The 22,251-nt window shown below is 58.8% G+C and carries 18 protein-coding genes and 2 pseudogenes; 8 read left to right on the top strand and 12 right to left on the bottom strand.

Annotated features, from left to right (window positions below; translation table 11 throughout):
* Positions 1-64 precede the first annotated feature (64 nt).
* From tnpC to P3T40_RS40080, 3 genes are read right to left on the bottom strand one after another with little or no spacing between them, the layout of a single operon-like run.
* A complete protein-coding gene (gene tnpC, locus P3T40_RS40090) occupies positions 65-1,639 on the bottom strand; it encodes an IS66 family transposase (protein WP_429273223.1) in 1,575 nt (524 codons plus the stop codon).
* A gap of 30 nt (positions 1,640-1,669) precedes the next feature.
* Positions 1,670-2,014, bottom strand: a complete 345-nt coding sequence (gene tnpB / locus P3T40_RS40085; protein ID WP_075358736.1) for an IS66 family insertion sequence element accessory protein TnpB — start codon at positions 2,012-2,014, stop codon at positions 1,670-1,672.
* Positions 2,011-2,430, bottom strand: coding sequence for a transposase (locus tag P3T40_RS40080; RefSeq protein ID WP_429273222.1), 420 nt, complete (start codon positions 2,428-2,430; stop codon positions 2,011-2,013). The genes tnpB and P3T40_RS40080 overlap by 4 nt, the downstream gene beginning before the upstream one ends.
* 267 nt (positions 2,431-2,697) lie before the next feature.
* On the opposite strand from P3T40_RS40080, the gene P3T40_RS40075 reads away from it, so the two are divergent.
* The 4 genes from P3T40_RS40075 to P3T40_RS40060 all read left to right on the top strand — a co-directional run bounded on the left by P3T40_RS40075 (position 2,698) and on the right by P3T40_RS40060 (position 7,312).
* Positions 2,698-3,108: a hypothetical protein gene (locus tag P3T40_RS40075; RefSeq protein WP_429273221.1), complete on the top strand. Its 411-nt coding sequence runs from the start codon at positions 2,698-2,700 to the stop codon at positions 3,106-3,108.
* The gene (locus P3T40_RS40070; RefSeq protein ID WP_429273220.1) at positions 3,105-3,437 is read left to right on the top strand and encodes a hypothetical protein; all 333 of its coding nucleotides are present in this window, start codon (positions 3,105-3,107) and stop codon (positions 3,435-3,437) included. The genes P3T40_RS40075 and P3T40_RS40070 overlap by 4 nt, the downstream gene beginning before the upstream one ends.
* Before the next feature lie 1,444 nt (positions 3,438-4,881).
* Entirely contained in the window at positions 4,882-5,241 is a 360-nt protein-coding gene (locus P3T40_RS40065) for a hypothetical protein (protein ID WP_429273219.1), read from the top strand.
* A gap of 49 nt (positions 5,242-5,290) precedes the next feature.
* Positions 5,291-7,312, top strand: coding sequence for an AAA family ATPase (locus tag P3T40_RS40060; RefSeq protein WP_429273218.1), 2,022 nt, complete (start codon positions 5,291-5,293; stop codon positions 7,310-7,312).
* A gap of 945 nt (positions 7,313-8,257) precedes the next feature.
* On the opposite strand, the gene P3T40_RS40055 is transcribed toward P3T40_RS40060, so the two are convergent.
* Positions 8,258-9,316, bottom strand: a complete 1,059-nt coding sequence (locus P3T40_RS40055; protein ID WP_429273217.1) for a hypothetical protein — start codon at positions 9,314-9,316, stop codon at positions 8,258-8,260.
* A gap of 1,367 nt (positions 9,317-10,683) precedes the next feature.
* Between P3T40_RS40055 and P3T40_RS40050 the strand changes: the two genes are divergently transcribed.
* Positions 10,684-10,932 carry a hypothetical protein gene (locus tag P3T40_RS40050; RefSeq protein ID WP_429273216.1) on the top strand — a complete coding sequence of 83 codons (249 nt, stop codon included), beginning with the start codon at positions 10,684-10,686 and terminating at the stop codon, positions 10,930-10,932.
* 642 nt (positions 10,933-11,574) lie between these two features.
* On the opposite strand, the gene P3T40_RS40045 is transcribed toward P3T40_RS40050, so the two are convergent.
* The 5 genes and pseudogenes from P3T40_RS40045 to P3T40_RS40025 form a co-directional block, all read right to left on the bottom strand.
* Positions 11,575-12,084: a hypothetical protein gene (locus P3T40_RS40045; RefSeq protein ID WP_429273215.1), complete on the bottom strand. Its 510-nt coding sequence runs from the start codon at positions 12,082-12,084 to the stop codon at positions 11,575-11,577.
* Positions 12,085-12,188: 104 nt separating this feature from the next.
* Entirely contained in the window at positions 12,189-13,046 is an 858-nt protein-coding gene (locus P3T40_RS40040; RefSeq protein WP_429273214.1) for a hypothetical protein, read from the bottom strand.
* A gap of 110 nt (positions 13,047-13,156) precedes the next feature.
* Positions 13,157-13,555 (bottom strand): hypothetical protein, encoded by a 399-nt coding sequence (locus P3T40_RS40035; RefSeq protein ID WP_429273213.1) that lies wholly within the window; start codon positions 13,553-13,555, stop codon positions 13,157-13,159.
* Positions 13,556-13,819: 264 nt separating this feature from the next.
* Positions 13,820-14,989 carry an integrase domain-containing protein gene (locus P3T40_RS40030; RefSeq protein ID WP_429273212.1) on the bottom strand — a complete coding sequence of 390 codons (1,170 nt, stop codon included), beginning with the start codon at positions 14,987-14,989 and terminating at the stop codon, positions 13,820-13,822.
* A 1,339-nt stretch (positions 14,990-16,328) separates the two neighbouring features.
* A pseudogene (locus tag P3T40_RS40025) lies at positions 16,329-16,766 on the bottom strand (winged helix-turn-helix domain-containing protein); the annotation flags it as partial.
* Positions 16,767-16,807: 41 nt separating this feature from the next.
* Here P3T40_RS40025 and P3T40_RS40020 point away from each other — a divergent pair.
* Positions 16,808-17,167 (top strand): sensor histidine kinase, encoded by a 360-nt coding sequence (locus tag P3T40_RS40020; RefSeq protein ID WP_429273211.1) that lies wholly within the window; start codon positions 16,808-16,810, stop codon positions 17,165-17,167.
* Between the two features lie 220 nt (positions 17,168-17,387).
* Positions 17,388-18,575 (top strand): porin, encoded by a 1,188-nt coding sequence (locus P3T40_RS40015; protein ID WP_429273210.1) that lies wholly within the window; start codon positions 17,388-17,390, stop codon positions 18,573-18,575.
* Positions 18,576-19,032: 457 nt separating this feature from the next.
* Here the strand turns inward: P3T40_RS40015 and P3T40_RS40010 are convergent, their stop codons facing one another.
* Together P3T40_RS40010 and P3T40_RS40005 are read right to left on the bottom strand one after the other, a co-directional pair.
* Entirely contained in the window at positions 19,033-20,394 is a 1,362-nt protein-coding gene (locus P3T40_RS40010; RefSeq protein ID WP_429273209.1) for an ATP-binding protein, read from the bottom strand.
* Complete coding sequence (locus P3T40_RS40005; RefSeq protein ID WP_429273208.1) at positions 20,391-21,053, bottom strand: response regulator; 663 nt, start codon at positions 21,051-21,053, stop codon at positions 20,391-20,393. The genes P3T40_RS40010 and P3T40_RS40005 overlap by 4 nt, the downstream gene beginning before the upstream one ends.
* Positions 21,054-21,170: 117 nt before the next feature.
* On the opposite strand from P3T40_RS40005, the gene P3T40_RS40000 reads away from it, so the two are divergent.
* Complete coding sequence (locus tag P3T40_RS40000) at positions 21,171-21,959, top strand: COG4705 family protein (RefSeq protein ID WP_429273207.1); 789 nt, start codon at positions 21,171-21,173, stop codon at positions 21,957-21,959.
* Positions 21,960-22,113: 154 nt separating this feature from the next.
* Here P3T40_RS40000 and P3T40_RS39995 read toward each other — a convergent pair.
* A pseudogene (locus P3T40_RS39995) lies at positions 22,114-22,251 on the bottom strand (ISL3 family transposase); the annotation flags it as partial.

Here is a 22,251-nt window from a genome sequence, read left to right as displayed (position 1 = left end):
GATAAAGGTAGATCGTGTCCACGATCGGCGATCGTGGGCACGATCCATCCAAATCTATCCAGATCTACCCGGTTGAGAATGTGTGCGGGGTGAGGGGTTTCAGTTTGTCAGCCACATTCCAAGGCAGCAATTCGTCGATGCGAGAGATCTTGTGATCAGCGATGTGGATCAGGATGTATTCCAGGTAGGCACGCGGGTTGATTCCGTTGAGCTTGCACGACCCGATCAAGCTATACATCGCGGCGGCCCGCTCGCCCCCGCTGTCGGAGCCGACGAACAGATAATTTTTTCGTCCGAGCGCGACACAGCGCAAGGCGTTTTCGGCAAGCACATTGCTTATCTCGGCCCGACCGTCTTCACAGTAGAACGTGAGGGCTGCCCAGTGGTTCAGCGAGTAGTTGATCGCCTTGGCGAGCGCCGACTTCGTCGATAGCGTCGTGAGTTTTGCGCTGATCGTCGTTTCGAACTTCACGAGCAACGGCTTGCTTTTCTCCCGCCTCACGCGCAGACGCTCGTCTGGTGCCTTGCCGCGGATGTCGGCTTCTATGCTGTAGAGCTCGCCGATCATCTCTAGCAACTGCTGGGTATCCGCAGTCGGCGTGCGCGCGTGAACATCGTAGATGTACCTCCTCGCATGATCCCAGCATGCCGCTTCGTGGATCTCGCCGCTTGCGTACAGTTGATCGAACCCCGAGTAAGCATCGGCCTGCACGATGCCGTGGAATGCGGCGAGCCGGTTTTGAGGGTGGACGCCTTTGCGATCCGAGGAGAAGTCGAACCACACCGCAGCAGGCTCAGCCGAACCCGAGCGACGATCGTCGCGCACGTAGACCCAGAAGCGGCCGGTCACCGTCTTACCGTTGCCTGGCGCGAGCACCGCGACCGGCGTGTCGTCAACGTGTACCTTTCCGGGAACCAGTGCGTAGCGCTGGATCGCTTCAACGAGCGGCACACAGAGCTGGGCAATCTGCCCGAGCCAGCGGCCCATGCTGCCGCGATCCAGCGTCACTCCGTCGCGTGCAGCAATCTCCGATTGGCGATACAGCGGCTGATGATCCGCGAACTTCGACACCGCAATATCGGCCAGCAAGCTCGGATGCGCGATGCTGTGCCCGATCGGCAGGCTAGGCATCGCGGGCTGTTCGATGTGGCCGCAATCAGGGCAACACAACTTGTGGCGGATCGTGCGGGTCACTTTGAACGCGGCCGCCACGCGAGCGAGTTGTTCAGAGACATCCTCGCCGAGCCACTGCATTGCAGTCGCGCATATGGGGCAAGCCGAATCAGGTGTGAGTTCGATCTCGTCGCGCGGCAAGTGCGGCGGCAGTGGTTCTCGCGTGGGCCCTCGATTGGATGGTCCCTTCGATGCCTTGTCTCGTTGTCCTCGCGCCTCTGCCGCCCCTTGGCCGGCCGTCAGGTCTTCCAGCTGCGTTTCGAGCTTATCGATCTGCCGGGCCAGTTTCTCGGACTTGCTCCCGAAGTACATTCGCCTGAGCTTGTCGATCTGTGCCTTCAGTCGTTCGATCTCGTCGTCGCGGGCGGCGATCTCCCGCACCATGTTCGCGAGCGATGCTTGCTGCTCGAGCACCAGAGCCTGGAGCTCAGCGACGGTGGCGGGAAGCGGCGCATGTTGGGACATGCGTCGCAGTTTACGAGTCTTCTTCGCGGTTTACAACATCGACAGCGCGGCGGTGCGTCGCGGCTGCCGCCAGTCGATGCCCTCGAGCAGCATCGACAGCTGTGCGCTCGTCAGATGGATCTTTCCGCCATCGGCCTGGGGCCAGATAAAACGGCCTCGCTCCAATCGTTTTGCGAGCAACCAGAGTCCGTCATCAGTTGCCCAAAGCAGCTTCACGAGATCACCGCGACGCCCGCGGAAGATGAACAGGTGGCCGCCCAGCGGATTCTCTTCGAGTGCTGTCTGCACCTTCGCGGCCAGCCCCTGGAACCCGCATCGCATGTCGGTCACGCCGGCCGCTAGCCAGATACGCGTACCTGCGGGCAGCGCAATCACTTCAGACATTCCTGCAGGAATGCTTCAGTGCGCTCGGCAGACAGGCCGCGAATCTTCACGCGCCGCTTGCCGATCTCCACCTCGATCTCGCACACGGGCGCCGGCATCGGTACGCTGCTCATCGCTTCTGACATCACTGTCGGCTCCGGCGCCCGAAGTACCAATGCCGAGTCGATCACGTCGACGCTCAGCAGTTCCGTGCATGGCATGCTCGGCGCAACGTCGAGTGCAGGGACGACCAGCTTGCCTTCACGATATTGCTTGCGCCATCCGAACACCACATTCGCGTTGATGTCGTGCCGGCGCGCAACAATCGACACCGACATGCCGGGCTCCAACGTCTCTCTGATCACCTGCTGCTTGAATTCTCGCGCGTACGTGCGACGGGGATGGGCTCCGCCCCCTGCGTTCGACATGGCTGACTGGCTCCGTTAATCTAAACGCGCTCATCATGCTTTGGAAAAGTCAGCATCGGGAAACGGTCGGGCCGAGCCGCTTACGTATCCCGCGTCCATTGCCGTCCTGCGCGCACCAGGCGCGTCGGACTCGTCTCGGTTGATAGGAGGGACAGGTGCGCAGTTAGCGCTTTGTTGCGTGGCCGCCTCGTCAATACAAACGGGAAACTGGATGATGATGGTCCCCTCTTGGGCCGCCTTGTGCCCCACGTGTGGCGCAAAATCGTGATGAACACCACGAATCTCATACAACGCAGGGAAGACGCGAAGATCATGAAATCTCTGGTTTTACGGACTGCCAGCTTCGACGCGGCATACAAGATTATTGACTACGTTGATGACCGGCAACATCCCAGTCGAACGTTCATCTACGCCGAAAATCCACATGGGGCGACCAAGGCTGAATCAGCGGAGAGGACTGAGATTCTCCAGCTGCTGTGTATTAAAGAGCGACCGCAGAAGGGCGAGAGGGCATCGCGTCGCTCGAGTAACGGGAGGTTGGCCGGATGGTATCCGCAAGCGCAACCTTGGTCGGAAATCGCTGACCCAGAGCGCGATGCCCAAGAACTGATCTTCTTCTCCAAGATCCAAAGCAATCGCCAATACCCTGGCTCAGAGAATATCGCGGAGCAGTCTTGAGCACAGACCTATCCGAAGTTATCTTTGATTTACCCGGCTCAGGTACCGTGCGGATCACCCGTCTTGAGTATCAGTCGGTTCAGGACGACGGCCGGCTGCCATCGGGCGGTTTTGTCGAAGTTGATGGTTGCTTCCGGGTTAGCGCGCCCAATGGCGGTAACGGAATCGACGGGATCATGCGTGGCGATGACCACTGGGCAGTCTGTCTATTTCCACGCGATGCACACGGCAACGTCGCTGGGTGGTTCATGTCCTTTGATACCCGCGAAGCGCTTGTTGATTCGCTGGGAGACGGCATCTGGGGCATGGTTGCCATCTTGTTGCAATGAGGTATTCGTTCCCGCTATACGTAGTACGGACGCGCGCTTCGTGGCCCGCCTCGTCCATCGGCTCGGTGCCGGCTACCGTAGCCTGCTATACATGGGTGTCACTGCATTTCAGCTGAGTGTCGCGTGAATCCGGCGACCTCTGTTCGCTAGTTGCTCCGCGCCCGGTGACGATCGCTTTCACCTGGCCGAGTGGGCGCGGCATATAGCGCCCGCAATTCCGGTGCGGTGGCAATTGTATGCGTCGGCCACGCATCTCGATACGCGCACGTACTTCATCGAAAACGCGGAAATTAAACTGCTGCGTGCTCTGACGCTCGCGAAGCGGTCCTTCTCGATGCCCGCACGGTTCGAGCGCGTCAAACTCCTACTCGAGCAAGCAGGTATTCGCAGCGGCAAACCAATGTGTCGGCGAATGCGACGAGGTCACAGTATCCGTCAAGACATTTCCGCTCACTCGACATTTACCGTTATCGAATTTGCCTACGTGATGGCATAAACGCGCAGGCAATGTCATCGGGCTTCAGGATAGAGCCAGCTGAAGGATTAGCCATTTTTACACGGCAGCTACTACCTGGTATCGGGGTGTTTCGCGTTGAGTCGGAGCATTGCGGTGGTCCGCAGTCGTCTCCGCATTTTTCTCGCCTGCCCGGAAGCACGCGCACGCTCTTGCGTTTAGCGCGATGGGAGGGACACTGGTTTGCGACCAATACGGAAAAGAAGTCACCGTAACGGCCGTATCTGAAATGTAAATAAATTGGAGTCCTTATGAAAAAACTGGGTAAATTCACTGGATATTTCTTTCCACAAGGTAACAGCGCTGTTCCGATTGCGTTGCTCGGCCTTGCGGCCGCTGCGTCCAGTTGCAGTGTCGTGGCGGTTTGCCTATGGGCTGCGCATTCGCCGCCGGCACATTCGCCAGTGGACGCGACGCGACGTGACTGTCTCGAACACTGCGACACGGTGTGTGGTGGAACAGCCACTTGGCAGAAGCCACAACCATCTATCAGATAACTTTTGCGAGGATATTTACCATGGGAAACTTTCGAACTTACTGGTGCGTTTTCTGGACGGAATGCGTAGCGTTGCTACTTGATTACCTCCGGCCGCTAGCCGTTCTTGCACGCTGGTTGCTCGGCAAGAAGTAGCGAGTAGTCGGTCGAATCCGCTCGCCCGCACTGTAACCGGTGCGGGCGAAACGTCTTTCAGCCCCCCTCTGCCTTTCTTCCTCGCAGTTCCCCCGCTTTGCATCATTTGCCGCGTCTCTTCCGATTGTCGCACTACCTAGCCAACTCCCATTTCGGCGCATCTCTTCCTTAGAGTCCCTCTGGACTGCTTCGGCGTGTCTCATTGCGTCGACTTGCATTGGCGCTTTCGTGGGTGACGATGGGTCTGTGTTCGTTACATCTGAACGAACCACTCTGCCCACTCATCAAGGAGAGACGTTATGTCGAGCGATCGCAATCAACCACGCTGGATTTTCATTGACCCCGCCTACGTAGCAAGCCCGCAGATTATTCACTGGGTGGTGAACACCTTGGGTGTGGTCAGCCTGGCGGGACCGTACCTTACGATATTGATTCCATGGTTTGCTGCTGTTTGGGGAACTAACCAGTTACAGGTATTTTTTGGACTGGCCGCTTACGGCACGATCTCGACCCTTATGTCGATGATCAAGATCGGTGCAACGATTCTCTCCATCGAGATGCTGTTCACGACGTATCACATGCGGCAGGAGTGGGAGGAGGTCGTGCGACGGATCATCCACGAAGCGTGTGGAGAGTTTCTCCAAGCGTGGCGGCGTTGACTGTGTGCGCTCTGTCCAACTTGTATTCCAACCCTCAGCAGGCGCAATCATGAAACTCCTCGTCCGTTCCGTAACCGCACTTCTACTGCAATTCCTGCTCGCGTCCGCGCTGTACAGTTGGGCGCATTCGATCCTGCACGCGTTCGCGTCTGGAGGGCTGATGCACCCCGGATTTCGCTCCCTGATGCTGGGCGTTGCCGTCGCACTCTTTACCCTGTTTTGGCTTCTGTACCGGAAATCTCATTTCGTTCGATGTGTAGCGCTCTTTATGCTCGGACTGATTGCGCTTCACTTTCTCGTCCAGCTGGATCGACCCTGGCTGGGAGCGGCCGCCGGCTGTCTCACGCTCGCGCTGATGGCGCGCGTCTGGTTTCGGCGAACGCATCCAATCGCAAGGTCACCTCGTAAGGGGAATGCATCCGAAAGTTGGCGCGACCGCTACTTTCAGAGTGTGTATCCCGGCGCGGCTTCTCCCGTGCACCCACCGCAGCCAGCATCGCCGGTGTCGGCGTCTGATCCGCTGCGTGCCGCTGAACCGGCTTATAGTTTCGATGATCTTGTGAGGAATCCGACAATCAATTTTTCGAACATCATCGGTATGACGGACACGAAGGCGAGGTTGCTGCGTGCTGCACGCGAGATTATCGAGAGCCCGAATCGTGCACGAAATGGCATTCTATTATTCGGAGAGCCAGGCAATGGAAAAACGATGTTCGCCGAGGCGCTTGCAGGTGAACTAGGGGTGCCGTTTTTCACACTTGACTACGGTTCGGTCGCGAGCAAGTGGATCAATGAGACGCCCGCGAAGGTCAAGGCTGCGTTCGCACAGGCAGTGAGGCTCGGTCAGGGAGTCTTCTTTGTGGACGAACTAGATAGTTATGTAAAGCCGCGCGGCGAAGGACATCCGATGGATCGGGACCTCACCAACGTCATGCTCACCGAGATTGTAAAACTTCGCAGTACTTACATTGTGTTAGTTGGGGCGACCAATAGCATCGCCGCGCTGGACCCTGCATCGATCCGAGAAGGCCGGTTTGACTTCAAGGTCGAAGCGCCTCCGCCGTGTCTGGAGGCCCGCAAGGCGATCCTGCGCAGCTCGATAGGTGAAGCGATGGGCTTTCATGCGATTGCCGCCCCCATACTGGCCAACCTGGCCGCCCGCTGGGAGGGATTTAGCGCTGCACGCATCGCCTCGGTAGGGCGTGAGCTTGCCGACATGCGTCGCGAGGGCCTCATTGGCGAAGGCAGCCTGAGCTTCGATACCGCAATGCGTGCAATGCGACGCATCCAGGGGTCGAAGGGGGCCGTTCCTGAAAAATCAAAATCGATTTCGGAGATGATTTTGACGGAAGAATCCCACGGGCACCTGCATGACCTCGTCTTCAGGCTGCAGCATGCGTACAGCCTCGAGCGGATTGGCGCAAGTCTGCCACGCGGAGTGCTTTTGTACGGGCCGCCGGGTACCGGTAAGACACAGGCAGCCATAGCACTTGCAAAGGACAGCGGGTGGGCGTTCCTGAAGACGACGGGCGCCGAGCTGCTGTCCGACCCCTCGTTGTGGGACAGCATCATCAGGAATGCAAAGGACATTCGACCGGCGATCGTTTTCATTGACGAAGCCGAAGACGTACTTGCGTTGCGTCGCATGCCAGGCGTTGCTCCGGTCACGAACAAGCTGTTGTCGACCCTGGATGGTGCAGGCGGGAAGATCTCCGATGTGCTGTTCCTGTGTGCAACGAACCACGCCGACTTGCTCGACCCTGCTGCACTGCGTGGCGGTCGACTTGAAGAAAAAATTGCTTTCTCGGTTCCTGCTCCTGAGACTCTCGCGTCTTACGTCCGCATGCGTTTCAGGGTGATGGCTGGCGAGGTATTCGCCGTCTCGCGCCACACGATGGAGGGCGCTGTGGCTGGCCTGAAAGGGCATTCGATTGCGGATGTTGAGGCTGTCTTGCAACGGATCATCGATGGGGCAGCGGTGCGGCATCTGCGCGAAGGAACAGCGGTGATTACCGCGGAGGATGTCCGCTCCGCACTCTCGGTACATCGCGGTTCAGCTTCATCTTATTGACGTCCACTTGTATCGATAACTTCGTTGGTTACCCTGGATGTGGGCGCAACGAGTGTGTCCACACAAACCTAAAAAAGAGGAACGTTCCATGAGAGTACTCACTATTGATGTCTGCAGCGACGCCCAATGGGAGAGCCGCACAGCACCCTTCTTCACGGATGCTGATCCTTTCAAAACTTACATCTCCTACTCACAGGCAAACAGAGTCCTAAGGCTCATGAGCCTGAGCCGCTTTCAGATTGTGCAGTTTCTGATCAGGCGGGGAGCGCATTGCGCTGCCGCCATCGCAGCAGGGCTCGGACGCAACAGGCTCATGGTCGAGCGTGATCTTCAAATTCTTCTCGAGAGCGAAGTAATCGACCGTGACCGGGAACATCAATATTATTTCGCATTCGATGCCATTCGCGTTGCGTTGCAATTTCCGCTTCCAGGCGACGATGATCCGTCGTGCAATCGGAGGACTGGCAGGTCTCGCCGGACACAGTACCGTACCAAGTCGTCCCGGCGAGTCCGCTAAAAGAACGCATCGGTGATAGCAGGACGGTCCCGAGGGTTCGTTCCGCTAGAGCCATGCCTGCATGTTGCTCGAAGGGGGCAGGAGTTTCTATGGATATGCTGCCATGGTCACACTGCCCCCTTGCACAGACTGTTCAACAGGACTGACGCATATGGCGCCGACCCATTTCGGATTGAGGTGCGCAGTCGCGTCGCAGGCTAGGCGCGTCTGTAAAGCCTCCCGTAAGGTCGGAACTTCGACAACGGTCGCTCCGTTCGGCTCCACAGGGCACCGTGTGTAACGTACTTTCCAGAAGACGCCCGGCGCCGCGATCTCATGGACGAGATCGCGGGCGCTCACGTAGAGTGGTGACGGATGGCGCCACTGTCGTGCGGGCGGAAAGCCCGTTGTTGGGCAACCCTTCTCAATGAGGACAGAGCCCAGCGCCGTCAGGCAGTCTTGATATCAGGGGCCGACCGGACATGCGGGGAAAACTCACATGCGCGGCGGACGGGAATGTTCAGCGCGCGGTATGCGGCGTCGATATGCCCGGCGACGTCCCGCACGTCCATTTGAAGGCTGTGACGACAGACCAGTTCGTCGAGTACATCGCGATCTGCGTTGCCAGCTCGGGCTTTCGCGAGTTCCGCGCCGTAGTCAGTGGCATCGAACAATGTCTCGCACACGGAGTAGGGAAAGCGATGTGGGGCAAATGCTGGCGCGTCAGGCAATACACAGTGTCCCGAGACGTTTGTGTATTGGGGGTTCGCAGTCAGGTATTTCGGGATCAGCGGAAAGGCGTGATCAACATCTTCGGCGGTCTGGACTTTGTTGAATACGATGCGCATGCGTGCGGGATCAACCTTCATTGAACGAAACCATTCAAGTGTACGGATGGTTGCGCTTTCGTTCGCTGTTCCTCGAGTAACAGGAACGACGATGCAATCGAACATTTCGATCGCCTTCGCGTGATCGGCACAATATCGTTGAAACATCGGAAAAATTGCGCTGCCGATGTCCACGACCGGCCGTTCGCGGGTGGTCTTCAGAAGCTGCATCTGTCCGTTGAGAGCATGGGCGCCGTGGCAAGCGGTCCACACGTTAAAGCCACTCGCGCCGACGCGATGCGGATCGACGGACACTATCGGCGAACAAAGGTTGGGGTAAAGCATATTCGCCGAGATCGCGCTTTTTCCAACGCCTTCGGCCTCGTTTGCGACGAGTACGCACACTTCCTGCGCACCTGCAGCCGCGAATCGGGCGAACGACAGGTGAAATGCGGCATAGGTGCTGCGTTTTCCGAATGCCGGTTCGTGATAGACGCGCGAAGCGTCGCCTTTGGGTTTTCCGTCGCGCTTGGCGAAGCCTTCAACTTCGGCGTTGTTAGTGGGTAAGGGCTGCTCTTTGTGAGTAAGGGGCGGTGTCGCAGAACCCCATAGATTAGCGAAAAGCTTACCGATAAAGGTTTTCGTTTCGGCCTGGTGGACGAGTTTCTGCTTGCTGGTCATACCTCGTAAACTCCATGTCTGTGGTAGTGCAGAAGTCCTGTGCTACCAAATTAAAAATGGTTTTCCCGCCTAACTACGGCGTCGCGCGTCACCCATCGCGCCCCCGACCATTGCTGATGCAAAGCTTCGGCGCGCCAACGAGGGTTACCGGACATCAGTCAGATAGTGATGGCTGGGCTGCACGACTGGATCAAGCATACGATGCGAGCGTAGGGTTATCTGGCGCGAAAACAGCCTTAAATCCCCTAACATTTAAGTTGGTGGAAACGGATGCGGATACGGGGAGCTCGGTCTGGTTATCACGAGGTACGGGATGTTTTTATGAGGGGGGGGCCTGTCCCGATGCATTGGGGGCCCGGGGGAACTTTCTAAGTAAGGTAACCGCGCAAGTTCCTGACGGATGCCTCGTATTTCGCGACTAGCGCGCTCGCTGACTCGCCTATCGACGTCTCGCCGGCTTGGGTTAAACCTCGTGCTCCCGCGCGTGCTTCTCCTGGTGAACAGCCAAATCGCCCCCACAATGCCCTGTTGAAAATCGGCTCGCTTGAGAATTCGACCAAAAAAACGATCTCCCCAATCCGATGTCTGGCATAACCCGGATCGGCAAGCCGGCACATCGCATCGTTCCGCCGACGGGAGCGGATGTAGCGGGCAACCCCTCCAGAATCTCCGAAAAGCCCGCGCAAAGCCGCCCGCGAGAATTTCAGGACACCGCACTGTAGATCCGCGCCCAAGTCAGCGTCAGCGAGGCGTTGCTCGATAAATGCAGCCGCATGTGCCCTTATCGTCATTACTCAATCCCGGTGTTGCTTGAAGAATCAATGAATATTGCGACGGCGCGACAGGGAGTCATGCGGGGCAATGCGGATCACCCGCGGCGCCGAGAACTCATTGACCGGATGTCGCGGTCGGTCGGCTGCGCTCGCTCGCACCATAGGCCGTTCGCGACACTTAACATGGGAGTATCACCACCGGCTGTTCAAAAATCCTGAATCGCCGCACCGGCGAGAATCAGGGTAGACACGGCACTGCTCAGGACATGACCTAACCTGAACCTGGAATCTCGCTGACCGGATGGAGGATCTTTTCGCATCTCAGGGGTTCCAGTCTCAAGCTGAGACGGTTTTTAGGGCAGGAGGCCTTGATCTGAAAAGGAAAAATCGTGCGGCGCGTGCGCAAGTCCGCTGGTTAGCTGCGCAAGCGCCGCTCATTTTCATACGCGTTTTCGTGCGGAAGCTCGCATGCCGTTTTATGAAAAACAGGAGAATTCAATGACCATATTGCAGGATATCTTCCGGAAGGAGGGCTAACGGGAAATCGAGCAAACGCCCGCCCGTTAGCACCGCGTGTTTTCAGCGAACCGCAGATTGGCGTTTGCAATTCCCGAACCGTTGGTGCTGGCTGTGCTGATGGCACTCGATGGTGTCGAGACGTATACGGCAAGTGTGGCGCTTTGGCCGGTTGATGACCCTGATGACGAGGGGGTTGCCGTCTGGACGTTGGAGGTTGGCGGCATCATGATCGTAACGTATGGCGACGAATTGCCCAACTTCAGGATCGCACTTGAAGTGGCTCTTTTGGCGCCCGGTCCTGCGTACCTGACGGGAAATACGTGATACCGGTCGGCCCTGGGTTTGAAGCCGAAATTTCTTCGCGTAATCGGGTGCGCCTCAACAGCGCGAGGAGGGGCGGGATCAATTTGGGGAACAAGACTCGACCTGCTCCATTCTCGGGCAAAGCGATCGGCCCTCATGTTTGCGACACGATGACCTGCCCGGCGACACCCGACCCGGTTTCATCATGTCAGCATTGGCGACCTGTCATTCCGGCAGCCGGATATCATCGTCCCCTCCTGATGCGAATACGCTTTGCACTCGCCCGGCCGAATTGAGAAGACCGGCAGACCCGACACCGCTCTCCCGAAGGTGTTCGCGAGGCAACCGGGCACTGACTTCCTCGGGCTGCGGTTCAATCACCCCTGACGGAAGTCTGAAGGCGGCTGATGATGTGCTGCGACCCCGCCCTATGGCACGGCGTCGATTGGAGCAGAAAACTTCACCCGCGATGGGCTCGGCGCGTGCGATCATCCAGATTTACCGCAGTGGCCGGCCGGCATTTATAAATCTCATCTGTAGCTAGACTCACGACTGGCTACACCCGGCTACTACGCACAAGATTGTTCAACTGTCAGAAGAAATTCATTGTCGCGGCTTTGCCGGGATGTCGCCAGTGCTGATGACCGGCACTGCGACGCGCCATCAGCCCATGCCTGCCAGTGCTGACGTGTCAAATACCGGATCAAGTATGGACGTCGCTCGCCATCGACGCCCGGGACGCGTCACGGGAATCTCCTGGGCCTTCCCCCATGCACGTTGCATTAACATCGCCGCCATGGGGACAAGCGAGAGCAGTTCGGCGCGCGCGCACTCGGCGTGCATTGTTACCCATGTGGGATCAGCAAGTGCCTCCTCGAAGCGATTTTCGAACTCGCTGTTTTTTGCTTTTTCGTTCTCCATCGATTGCAACTTGAAGTCACCCGGATTGATGTACGCGCCCACGCCCAGGCCATAACGGGGTGCCCAGTGTGCCTGTATGCACGGCTCGTTCCAATGGCACTGTAGTAGCAGCGGGCTGACGACCGTCTGATCGCGCTCGGGGAAAACGGCGATACCGCGCTGCTCCGCGCTGAGTCGCAGCACCACAGTCTGATCAAGCGCTTCAACGGTGTTTGTAATCGCGGTGGCGAAGTAGTCGAAGTTAACTATCATGCTTTACTCTCCTAGGGATCACACATCAAAGACATAAATAAATTTTGGTCCGGAAGCGCTCTACGCTCCCGGGTATGCGTACTATTGGCGAACGCGCCTGTGCGCTAGTAAGAGAACGGCTCGCTTCCCGACTCGCTGGTTTGTGCATACAGGTTTTCGTGTTCCAATGTGGGCACCTGCTCCGTCGCCGCGGGGACAGACTCCTCGGGCGAGCTCAACGGGATGCACGTTGATGTGCCCGGCATGCGCAAGGCTTCAAGAGCCTGGTCAATTTCCGCCTTGCAGCCGATCAGTGCGCGTTGAGCTAGCAATTTGCGCGCGAGTTCATGCAGGAGGTGATCGGGCTCACCGGCCTGCCGCGCCTGCTCGAGCGAGATCCCGAAATCGACCTCGCCGCGCAGCATGGCGCCGATGGGCAACTGCAGGTCACGGGCCCGCTCAAACACCTTTGATTGATAGAGGACGGCCTCGTAGCTGATAGCGGGGAAACGGCCACTCGCGATATGGGCCGCCAGTTGTGCGAACGCCTCCTGCACTGATATTGCGCGCGGCGCCTGCGTGAAGACAACTGCCAGGTTTTGAGGGGCCGCACCCATGCTGGAGAGGCGGGTGAGCGTATCGGCTACCGTTTGCTGTGATGCTGGGTCTGGCGTCACGGTGCAAACGATAGACGCGAAGTCACCGACGGTGCCGGTGTGCTCCTCAAGGAAATCGAGCATCGCCGGTACTGCCTGTGCCGAGACGACTGCCGTGCAGGGATCGTGCGCAGCCGCCCGTGTGCAGTAAAAATGCGCAAGCTGGGTGGTCCGCACCCGGAAAACATCGGGCTCTGGCTGCGCGGGGGTTTTGCGTGGCTTATCCACTCGGGCGAGCGATCCGCCGGCGTCTGAGTGCACGATCTCGCCAACAGCATTTTCCTGTGCGTCGCTGCCGCTCACGAGGATGAGGCGTGTTTGTTTCATGGGTTTTCTCCTGTTCGTAAAGGTTGGTGGCTCAGGGGTAGGATGAGCCGGGTGAGTCTGGTGAATCTGTCCAACCGGAAATGCGGACAAATGGCACTTCCTTCGCTGGCTTATGCTTTATTGGTGGCGTTCGCCGCCACTTGGTCTGAGGGAGCTGGCTCTACGAGTCGGCGCTTGATCACGTATTTGCCGTTAGGGCTGTTGGCAACGCGCGAGCGCACGGCAGGCGCCGTTAGGGCGGCCACGCTCGGCCAGTGAAGTCCCGCGTGTACGAGCAGTTGGCGCAGCATTCCAAACATTGTGTGGAGCGCGTCCACGTCCGTGGCCGTTGAGCGGCAGTGCGCGCTGAACTGGGCCAGCTCCTGTGGGCCGATCTGCTCGAGCCGCTCGGGCAGCGTGCCGCTCTGTGCGAGGAACGCACCCAGATTTCCCCAGGCGTCAAGCAGGAGTGCCGAGGTGTGCTGATTGCAGCCAATGCCGGCAATGACGGTCCCGAGTTGGGTGTACAACGGGGATGGTTCTGGCAGTGGGGAGGAGTCGGTGGGGCTGGCATTGCCAGACGACGCGCCGCAGCGCGCGAGCGGGACGGGATACCCGGGAGCTGCCTGGATCTCATTGCGCGTGATGGTCGCGGTTCCGGCATTGTCTGATGGCCCGCTTTGCGTGGAGCTTGACATGGCGGTTGGCGTGGTGAGACGCCGTGCTATAGCGTTGCGGTTCATGAATATATCGGTGTCCTGTAGATATGGGGGTGAGGGTAGAGAGCAGATCGATCAGCTGACCTGTACGTCGCCGCTTATGTCGCTAACCACGCATTGCGCGGAAGTGTGTGCATGATGGCGGACGCGTTTAGCACCGTTGCTCCTTCGAGGATCGCCCGCAGGAGCAACGGGCAATGAAGTGGTGGGCAGCTCCATGCGACCGATAGGGAAGCCGCTAAGGCGCGCATGTCTGAGCTTGTCTTCACGCCGCGCGGCTGCACGGGGCAACGTCTTCGCTGGATGCCGGCGGTGCACCTCGCTCTTGCGCAGCTTCATGCAGTCCTTGAAACGCTCGGCGATCGGCTGGCAGTAATAGCCTTTACACATCAAAACGCGTGACTCACCATGTCCCAAGGATAGGCTCAGGCGTACGAGCGTTTCGTAGGGCGGCACGCCGCTATCCAGAAGTTGTTTTGCCAGTGCGAGGGCAAATGAATAGCGAAGGCTATGGAAAGAGAGTTCTCCTACCATTCCTGCCTGACGCAGCTGAGCGGTGAATTTGTTGATCGCGGACTTTAACGTCTTGCGTCGCGCGGTGACGAATTGATAGTCATGCGTGACAGCGTACTCCAGCGCGGCCTCAATGGCCGCGAGTGTGTCCGCCCGACGCCCCTCGAGCACCTCGACTTCACGGTGGCGAAGATTTTTCGCCCCTCTCATCACGTGGAGCGTGGTTTTTCCGCTTTTCAATGCATCGAGCCACATCTGCAGGTCGCGGCCGCACATGAGGGCTTCGCGCCGGCGCAGTCCGAGGTGGCGCGCAAGCGCGATCATGTGGAAGAGGCCCTGATTGATGCGGGCGGCGCGCTTGAGCAGCGCTTCAATCTCTTCGTCCGTCTGGGCGCGGCGCGCGCCTTTGCGCACACGATATGGCAGGCCAAGCTGACGGTTGCTGCAACTTTTCTGAAGGTCATTCCCCATCACTGCAAGAACAACGCGGATGCTCGAAAAGACGTTTTCGAGATGTCCGGGAGACATTCCTGCAGCGATGCACCGTGCTGCGTACATGTGTACCACCCAGGGCTCGATGTCCGCGAGCGAACGGGTAAGTGTTTTGAGTTCGCGCGCGAAACGCAAAAGCGGTGTGACGAGATGACGGCGGTTTTCCTGATGTTTCAGGCTGCCGCCCAACAGGCGGTTCGCCTCTGCAATCTGGTGTACGGCATCGGCCAGCATGGCCATATGAATCTCCTCGTGGTAGCCGCCGCATGCTGAATGGCGGTATGCGCAACACACTCCCCCTGTGGACGCGAGGGTGCCCCGCCAGATCGCTGGCGGCTCGCAGGCTGTGTTGATTCGCGCGCTGACCGGAGGGGAGAGTCAGCTGCGATGCCCGAGGGCGTTGCAGATTAATAAGAGAGCGAAAACGAAGACGCGCGCGAAGCGGGTTGAATTCGAAGATCCGGTGATCTGGATAAGGAGCGGTCTACTGTTTTGGAGAGTGAAGCCCGCGTGGTGCCGCCATGCATGCGATTGCGTGCGCAAAAACGCATGTGACGAGACGGCGGCGCGCATTGAGCGCGCAAGGGGCTATTGAAATGCCGAGAAAATGGCAGGACTGGTCAACTGCGGGGGGAGCTGATAGGTGGGTCGCGCCACGAATGGCGCGGCAGACCGCTTCGATCCTCGAGCGCCACCCCGAGGTGGCTCAACAACTACTCGAAAGGACAGGCAGTATCCCGCCTGTCTTGCGGATCGACGCCAGCGGCTAACGGCCGGTGGGCGTAACAGCGATTGCTTTTGATGTCCCTGGAAATCAGGGGGTGTGTAATGCCGCATTGGCGGCGAGTGCGAAGCGAATACCGTACTGCAGGGGGATAGTACCCTGGAAAATTCCTCGGGCGCAAGCTGCGCGAACATTTTTTTGTCCCCTTCGAAAGGAGCAAAGCTTATGGGTGTTCGCACGAACCGGAGAGTGTTGCGCCATGTGCGCAGGAGCTGCGTGGCAGGCAGCCGGCTGGATGCCGGATGGCGCACGCCCATATGGTCGGATGCCCCGTGGCCCGGTCCGTGCGCGCAACTGGCGGCGGGCGGAAGGTTAGGGCTGGCTACAGGATCGGTCCTCTTTTCACGGATAACGATCAGATCGTCGAGGAATTGCTCGGAGCGCTAGCCGGCCATGTCCCGGGCCAGTCACGCTCGATGTCCCGGAGTCCAATCCGGCCGCGGTTGCTCTGCCTGAGCGGCACGGTATGAAAGCGTCTTCGAAACCGCCCGGATGTACACACAGGAGCCTCCTGCGCTTTCGATCGGGCGTGCCTTCGGCGTGACCTCTTTCGAGCTCGGTTGATGGCGACAGGCTGTCGCCTGCCGGCTGCTCGCGATTACGCCTCACTACCAGGAGGTTCACGCAGCGCCACTCATCTGAGTACCGCGATCGCGATGAGCCCGATGGTCGTTCTGGTCAAGCAGAACATTGAACTGCGCGAGCTGGATAAGGCGCGCGTCGTCCCACTCAGCAACCTCCCGTGTCGCGTGACGGTAACTCCAGCCGAGGGCGATTGTCCAAACCAGCGCAATACTCGCGCACACCGGCGTAGCCGATTCCCCGAACCGTCTTGATCAGGTCAGCGCCGAGTTTCTTCCGCAGGTTCGAGATGTGCACTTCGATCGCGATGCTCTCAACTTCCTCGTGCCATCCGTACAGGCTCTCTTCGAGGCGGGCTCTCGACTGGGGAATCCCCTGATGGGTCAGTAACTGAAGTAGCACCGCCCACTCGCGGGCGGTCAGCGGAACGCGTACATCGTCGCGCAATACGGTCTGTGCCGCTGGATCGACAACGAGAGAGCGATGCCGGAGGATTTCGACGCTACGTCCCTGCGAACGACGCAAAGGCGCGCGACAACGCGCGATGAGTTCGGTCAGATCAAAAGGCTTGCCGAGATAGTCGTCCGCACCTGCCTCCAGGCCTCCCACCTTGTCCGCAGTCGTGTCTTTCGCCGTGAGGATGAGGAGCGGACCAGCGTGGCCTGTCAGTCTCGGCGCATGCACCGGAACCCGTGAAAGTGCACGGCGACGTCGACCTGCTGTTCGGTGTGATCGAAAACCTGGTCGATAACGCGCTTGAATTTACGCCTAGCGGCGGCACGATTACGCTCGAAGCGCGTATCGACGCCGGGCAACCTGTTTTGCATGTTGCGGACTCGGGCCCAGGTATCGAACCCGGCGAACGCGAAGCGGTACTGTGTCCGTTCTATCGCAGTCCGAGCCAGTACGCGCATGCAACCGCCGGGCATGGCCTTGGCTTGAGTCTCGTTGCAGCCATTGCGCGCGTCCACGACGCGGACATCGAAATTCACGACAACCAGCCGGGATGCAAAATGGTGCTGCGTTTCAGGGGGCGTATGCTCGCGCGGTGATCCGTTCGCATGAACCTAACTTGGCTACAGCGGCTGAGACAGACTGCCGCTGCGACATATTGCCTCTATTGAAAATCAGTAATTCAATTACCGCCCTTTGTGCATCCGGTCACGAAGAATAGGATGTGTATCCTTGATTTCAATTGAAATAATCTCGGTTGACTGACTCTCAGCATTCCCGTGCAAAAATGGGATCAGGTCGCCGATTTTGGCGACTACGATGAAAAGATATTTTTTTGCAGCCGTAATCACGGGCATGTTTGCGACTGCGGCGCACGCGCAAAGCAGCGTAACGTTGTATGGCCTCATCGATGCGGGGCTAACGTATATGTCGAACCAGAAGGAAACGGGGTCGACCGCGGGACACAGTAAATTCGGGATGACCGATGCCAGCATCAATCCGGACCGCTTCGGTTTGCGTGGATCGGAGAATCTGGGCGGCGGCCTCAAGGCTATCTTCACTCTGGAGAATGGCTTCACCCTTAGCAACGGCGCGCTTGGTCAGCACGGCTTGCTGTTTGGCCGGCAGGCATTCGCCGGTCTGTCGAGCGACCAGGCCGGTACCGTGACGCTCGGCCGTCAATATGATGCGATGGTCGACTACCTGGCGCCCCTGGCCGGCGCTGGCGCCGCTAAGGGCGGCGTGTTCTTCGGGCATCCGTACGATAACGACAATCTGCAGAACACGATGCGGATTAACAATGCAGTCAAGTACGCGAGTCCGAATTACGATGGCTGGCAGTTTGGCAGCCTGTATGGCTTCTCGAACGCGGCCGGCGGCTTTTCCAATAACCGGGCCTATAGCTTCGGTACTTCGTATCATAACGGTCCATTGCGCTTCGCTGCGTCGTACCTGCAGTTGAACAACGGCGGAACCAACACCAATCTGACTGGCGCGACGGACTCTGTGGTGAATACGGCCGGCGAGGTGACCGGCAGCGACTCGACGTTTAGCGCCGGTCAGCAACGTACGTTCGGGGCCGGTCTGGACTACTCGGTGGGTCCGGCGACGGTCGGCTTTGTGTTTACGGAAACAAAACTTGAAAACGCGACGGGGATCAATAACACCAGCTCATCACCGATCTCCCTCGGTAATGCTTCGAGCCTGCGTTTCGACAACTACGAAGTCAACGCAATCTACAGGATGACGCCCGAATTCACGGTCACAGGTTCGTACACTTTCACGGACGGCAGTTCCAGCCTCCCAGGCGTGTTGAGCCCGAAGTGGAACCAGGCCAACCTGCTGCTGGACTACTCGCTGTCCAACCGGACTGACGTCTACGTTGAAGGCCAGTTCCAGCACGTAAGCGGCGGCGGCACCGTGTTTACCGCCGACATCAACGGTTTGTCACCATCGGCCACCAGTAGTCAGATCGCCGTCACCGCAGGCTTGCGTACCCGCTTCTGAGCTTCATCGAACTGGGGGTGCAAAAAATGCACCGTTTGCTTGCCAGCCGTAAGGCCGGCGATCCCAAACAGGAGCGGGTTGACTCAGCGACGAGAGCAGCGTCAGCGCAAAGGGTGGTGACCAAGGTCGAGCGCGCTGCAGTCAGCCAGAAGAGGTTCGTCGAATAGTGCTGCAACCGCAGTCAATAGAGATGGGCGGAATGACCCATTGCTTTTACGACGACGTGGTGGGGCGGACGGGCCGTTCTATCAACGCCGGCGCGAGCGCCCGGAGGAGCGTCATTCGCTGCGGGAACCCTAGCGGTTGCGAATCAAACTCATCAGGCCAATGCGTTCACACGTGGCGAGCCCCGTACTCACAGCGAAGGCACGCTTGCTGCCCTGATACGGAAATACCCGCCATCTACGTGTAGGCCTGGAGGTGGTTACGCCAAAGGGACTTGTATGGCTGATGTGCTCTAACCGTGGGTCGGGGGCACGCGCTTGGCCGCCCGGATAAATCCGCTCACTGACACGGTCAGGCCTCCCGCATCAACGTTGTTACGCAATGAGAGGGAAAGTTGTTGTCTCTGCGCAATGCGGGAGGCAATGGCGAGCCCCAGTCCGCTGCCCGTCCCCTTGGTATGCTCGCCACGATAGAAGCGGTCGAGTACCCGCTCGAGCTCTTCTTCGGGAATGCCCGGTCCGTTGTCCACCACTTCGAAGCCGAGGCGGTCTGCCGTACGGGTGAGCACAACGTCGACCTTGCCTCCTTGCGGCGTGTAGCGGATCGCATTGTCGATCAAATTATTCAGCAGCACGCCCAATCCATGTGGATCCGCCAGCACATTGCACGCTTCCTCTTGCATGACCGGCTGCCGGAACTCAAGGCCCAGGTCAATCTGCTTCTCATCGGCGAGCAGCGAGAAGTCGCTGACTGCCTGCTCGCCGATTCTACGCAAACTGACGGATGTGCCTTCGCTGGCAGGCTGCGCATCCTCGCGTGCGAGGGTCAGGAGTTGCTGCACGAGCCGGATGACACGGTTGAGTCGCGTATCGATACGTTCAAGCATCTGACCATCGTCCTTCAACGTGCCGTTCTTCGTAGCCGCCTGCAACTGCAGTTTCAGCGCTGCAAGCGGCGAGCGAAGCTCGTGGGCCGCATCGGCGATAAATGTTCGGTGTCCCTGTGACGCGATGTTTAGACGTGCGAGGAGATCGTTCAGCGCCTCGACAAGCGGCCGAACTTCGACGGGCACTTTGCCGTCGAGACGCAGCGGTTCGAGCGAATCAAGCGAACGCGTTGCGAGCAAACGCGACAATCCGCCGATTGGCGCGAGGCCTCGTGCCACGACGAGCAGGACTAGCACGATCGTCACGGGCATGAACACGCCCAGCGGCCACAATGTGTGCAGCGCCAGGCGCAAAGCCAGTGCTTCCCGCACAGAGACCGGTTGCGCGACCTGGACGAAGCGATCCGGCTGTTGCACGCCGAATACTCGCCAATGACCTTCGCCCCGCTCGATGGTGCGAATACCGGCCGGCAGACGTGTCAGTACAGGCGACTGCCGCGAGTGATAGGCGAGCGTACCCGCCGTGTCCCATATCTCGATGAGAATCCGGTCGTCCGAAATGCCTCCGGCCTGTGCGTCTCCCCGCTCGACCGTTTCCGCCGCTTCAACATTCGAAGGCAGCGACAGGGCGACAGTACGCAGTTCATAGTCGAACAGTTCGCCGGCCTCTTCGCGGGCCGTATGAAAAATCCCGAATGCGGCAATACCAGAGGCGGCAGCAAGACCGCAGATGAGCCAGCCAAGCAGCCAGCGACGGATTGACCTCATTCGCGTCTCTTCAAGCGATAGCCGACGCCACGCACCGTCACGACCTGTTCCGCGCCGATCTTGCGACGCAGGCTGTGCACATGGACTTCGATCGTGTTGCTGCCCACTTCTTCGCCCCATCCATATAACTTGTCCTCGAGTTCTGCCCGGGTGAAGACGCGTGCAGGTTCTTCGATCAGCGCCTGCAGCAACGCAAACTCACGCGGCACGAGTGCCAACGGTACGCCGCCTTTCGTCACTTCATGTGCCGCGGGATCGAGGGTCAGTTCGCCATGCGTATAGACCGGGTGCTTCTGGCCGGTTCGCCGCCGAAGCAACGCACGTGCTCTGGCCGCCAGTTCATCAAGATCGAACGGCTTGATCAGGTAGTCGTCTGCACCTGCGTCGAGACCGCGAATCCGATCATTCACCGCGTCGCGTGCGGTCAGGATGATGACCGGAGCCTCACCGCCCTGCCTGCGATAGCCTTTGAGTAAATCGAAGCCGTCTTTCCTGGGCAGGCCAAGGTCCAGCAGCACGAGGTCATATACGCCATTGCCGAGCGATAGCTCAGCTGCTCGTCCGTCCTGTGCCCAGTCGATTGCATAGCCCTCGCGCCGCATGGATTCGAGCACGGTCTCGGCAATCATTTCATCGTCTTCTACCAGAAGCAGACGCATCGCGCCCCCTGCGTTGTCACCCTATCTGATTGTCGCGCATCCGGACTTAACGCTCCCTTAAGCGTTAGTTAAGCGTTCGTTCAATATGATTCGGTCCTGTGCGAACAGGAGCGCGATATGGAACGAAGCACTGCAAGCTTTGCTACGCAGGTTGTCAGCAAGGTCCCCGAAGTGACGTTAGGCTTCTGGGTGATCAAGGTAGCGGCCACGACGCTGGGTGAAACCGGCGGCGACTGGGTGTCGATGTCGCTGAACCTTGGGTACCTGATCGGTTCGGAAATCTTCCTCATACTGTTCATTGGCCTCGTTTATGCACAGGTGAAGGCACGAGAATTTCATCGCTACCTGTACTGGGCGACCATTGTCGCCACAACCACGCTTGGCACGACCATGGCGGACTTCGCCGATAGATCGCTGGGCGTCGGCTACCCTGGAGGCGCCTCCATCGTCGTTGCATTGTTGATCGCCAGTCTGGCGATATGGTATCGATCGGAGGGAACGGTCTCGGTCGGGAGCATCGTCCCCGGCAAAGCGGAGTGGTTCTACTGGATCACGATCCTGTTCTCGCAGACACTCGGAACGGCACTCGGAGACTGGGTAGCGGGCGAGGACCGTGGCGGTCTCGGTATCGGCTACGAATACGGTGCAATGCTCTTCGGAGCAGGCCTCGTGATCGTGGCCGCGCTATATTTCTGGACGCGCATCTCCCGCACAGTCCTGTTCTGGTTTGCGTTCATTTTGACGCGGCCGCTAGGCGCGACCCTGGGTGATTTCCTCGATAAGCCGGTGGCGCAGGGCGGACTGCACATTAGCCGATTATATGCGTCCGGAATCCTGCTGGCTTTCATCGTCGCTTGCATCGTGCTGACACCGCAGCAATCCGCACGGAGAGAACCCGCAGCATGATCATGCCCGAGCGCGAAAGCGGATTCATCGACTCAGTGCAAAGTCGCCTCGGAAATACCTGCCAGCGCACAGAGCACGACGACTGCGAGGGGGGGAATCTTCCAGCGTGCCAGCAGAAAAAAGGCTCTTTTAAAAGCGCAGTGGCTAATGCGGCTCACGAGGCATGCGGATTGAGTGCTGAGAAGTCGAGCTTGCCCGCGATGAGGAAGAGCACGGTACGCATGGTTTTGAAGCTGGCGTATCCCCGTGCCTTACGCTTGGCGGCCTGAAACAGGCCGTTGATGGCCTCAAT

The sequence above is a fragment of the Paraburkholderia sp. EB58 genome (assembly GCF_050436665.1).
Lineage (GTDB): Bacteria > Pseudomonadota > Gammaproteobacteria > Burkholderiales > Burkholderiaceae > Paraburkholderia.
Note: the sequence above shows the minus strand (reverse complement) of the source record. Positions and strands in the feature narration are given on the sequence as shown.